General features: G+C 73.6%; 2 protein-coding genes. One reads left to right on the plus strand and one right to left on the minus strand.

The features are described from left to right. Positions 1-67 precede the first annotated feature (67 nt). Entirely contained in the window at positions 68-1,243 is a 1,176-nt protein-coding gene (locus CR470_RS37185) for a winged helix DNA-binding domain-containing protein (RefSeq protein ID WP_097872129.1), read from the minus strand. A 212-nt stretch (positions 1,244-1,455) separates the two neighbouring features. Here CR470_RS37185 and CR470_RS37190 point away from each other — a divergent pair, with 212 nt between their 5' ends. Then, on the plus strand, positions 1,456-2,721 hold the full coding sequence (locus CR470_RS37190) for a nucleotide disphospho-sugar-binding domain-containing protein (protein WP_097872131.1): 1,266 nt from the start codon (positions 1,456-1,458) through the stop codon (positions 2,719-2,721). The last annotated feature ends 48 nt before the right edge of the window (positions 2,722-2,769 follow it).

Consider the following 2,769-nt stretch of genomic DNA (forward strand, 5'->3'; position numbering starts at 1 on the left):
AGATGTGTATAAGAGACAGGCTGCGGGGCCGGGCGTGTGCGGGGCCGGGCGTGTGTGTGGGGACGGATCAGGCGTGCGGCCCCACGGACACGGTGCCGACGGTGAGTTCCGGCTTGCCCTCCATGATCACGCCGACGCGCTCCACCTCGTCCTCCAGCAGCCGCCGCTGCCGGTCGGTCAGGGGCGACAGCGGTTCCACGGTGATGTGGATCCGGCGGCCCGAGCGGCGTTGGTGCCAGACGCCCGCGGCGAGTCCGTCGATCAGGAGCACCGGGTAGTTGCCCGCCTGGCCGCCCGCCAGCGCCCGTTCGAAGGCACGGCCGGGGAACAGCAGCTCACGCGGGTGGCTGGCGACACCGTAGGCGTCGAAGTAGGGCAGCAGCCGTACGCCCTCCGGCGGTTCGCTCTCCGGCATGTCGGTGTCGCCCGCCACGACCCAGCAGCGGGTGCCCTCCAGTTCGACCTCCTGGAGGGCGTCGCCGAGGGCGGCGAACGTGTCCGCGGCCCAGCGGCGTGGCATGGCGAGCCAGCGGGCGAGGTGCTGCGGGGTGGCCGGACCGTAGGCACGCAGGTAGCTGGTCACCAGCCAGGGCACGGCGACCTCCGCGGGCGCGGGGGTGAAGCCGGGCAGCCACCGGGCGGGGCTGGTGTACGTCACCTTCCGGCCGCGCTGCGGGCCGAAGCACATCACGCCCTGGTTGGTCGCCAGGTCCATGGCCTCGAACCAGCGGGGCCACATCCCCTGGAACGCCTCCATGACCCGGTCGCCGGCCCAGGAGCCGACGTGGTCGGCGAGGGCGTCGGTCAGCTCGTCGGCGGTCATCTCCGCGTCGGTGAGCACGACGCGGAGCCCCTCGATGACCTTCTCGGTCTGCTCGCGCGTCAGCATCCCGTCGCCGCGGTGCATGTTCCGGGTGTTGGGCATCGAGGACAGCGCGCCGGTCCACATCGGCAGGTCGCGGGCGGCGAGCAGGTGCACGGTGCCGCGGGCGCCCCGGGACTTCACCACGGTCCGCTCCGTCCACAGCGCGTCACGGACCGTGGCACGGGTGGCTCCGGGAATCCGCATGGCGACGGACTGTTCACCGGCGGACAGCACCTGGGCGTGCGCCCCGCACAGGGCGGACACCACGTCCTGGGGGTCGGCGCCGTCGAGCGGGCGGGAGAGGCCGCTGCGGGCGAGTCGGCGGGACGACACCTGGGCCCAGGTGAAGCGGGGAACGGCGGCCTGGGACTCGGGCATGGGACGTGCTCTCCTTCAACGTGCGCATGAGTGCCCAATTATCCCGCATCCGACTGGAGTTCCGCTCGATTCCGGCTGGAGCCGGAGCGACGGCCGGGGAGCCGGGACCGGCTGCACCGTGCCTCCAGACCCCTTCCACCGGGATCGTGCACATTCGGCCGCACGGCCGCAGCCGTCGTGGCCGGCCGCCCCGAGGTCCGTGAGGAGACTTCATGCGCGTCCTGATCACCGTGTGGCCCACGGCGTCCCACCTGTTCCCCGCCATCCCCCTGGCGTGGGCCCTCCAGGGTGCCGGGCACGAGGTCCATGTCGCCTCCCCGCCGAAGCTGTGGAAGGACATCACCGCGGCGGGGCTGACCGCGGTGCCGCTCGGGGACGAGGAGAGCACGCCCGAGTTCTCCGGCGAGTACGTGACGCTGCCCCCACAGGAGCGGGACCGGCTGGCACGGGAACTGGACCTGGACCCGCGGGACGCCCACGAGTGGGAGATGTTCAGCGTGTTCCTGGTGACGGCCGTGGAGATGTTCCACCAGGTCCCGGCGGAGCGCGGGGCGCCCGCCCCGCTGATCGACGACCTGGTCGCGCACGCCCGGGAGTGGCGGCCCGACCTGGTGCTCTGGGACACCTGGCCGGCGGCGGCGGTCGCGGCCCGCGACTGCGGGGCGGCCCATGCGCGGCTGCTGTGGGGCGCCGATGTCACCGGGTGGGCGCTGGAGAGGTTCGCCCGGGCCGGCACACCGTCGGCCAACCCGCTCCGGGAGGTGGTCCGGCCGGTCGCGGAGCGGTACGGCTTCGCGCCGGACGACGAGCTGCTGCTGGGCCAGTGGACCGTGGACCCCACACCGCCGGAACTGCATCTGCCGGTGCCGGCACGGCGGGTGCAGATGCGCTGGGTGCCGTACACCCGGGGCGCGGTGCAGCCCGGGTGGCTGTACCCGGTGCCGGAGCGGCCCCGGGTGGCGTTGACGCTGGGGACGACGGCCCAGATGTTCGACTACGCCAACGGCGCGATGCTGAGGGCGATGATGGACGCGGTGGCCGGGATGGACATCGAGGTCGTCGCGACGCTCACACCGGGTCAGCTGGCGGACCTGGACGTGCCGGACAACGTCCGCGTCGTCGACTACATCCCGCTGGGGCAGCTGCTGCCGACCTGCGCGGCGCTCATCCACCACGGCGGGTTCGGCAGCTTCGCGACGGCGGTGGCGCACGAGGTGCCGCAGCTGATCGAGATGGGCGCGGGCATCGAGTCCCCCGAGTTCGCGCGCTCCCTCCTGGACGCCGGGGCGGGACTCGCCGTGCACCACGAGAAGGACGGCACGGACGGCATCCGGGAGCGGCTGACCCGGCTGCTGGCGGAGCCGGGGTTCACGGCCGGGGCCCGGAAGCTGCACGCCGACTGGCTGGCGCTGCCCGCGCCCAACGACGTGGTCCCCATGCTGGAGAAGCTCACCGCGCTGCACCGCGCGCGGAGCTGACGGGCGTCCGCGTGTGCGGGGCCCCGCCGGAACGCGGCGGGGCCTGTC

Origin of the sequence: Streptomyces sp. rh34 (genome assembly GCF_002551245.1) — a bacterium.
In the GTDB taxonomy this organism is placed as follows: Bacteria; Actinomycetota; Actinomycetes; order Streptomycetales; family Streptomycetaceae; genus Streptomyces.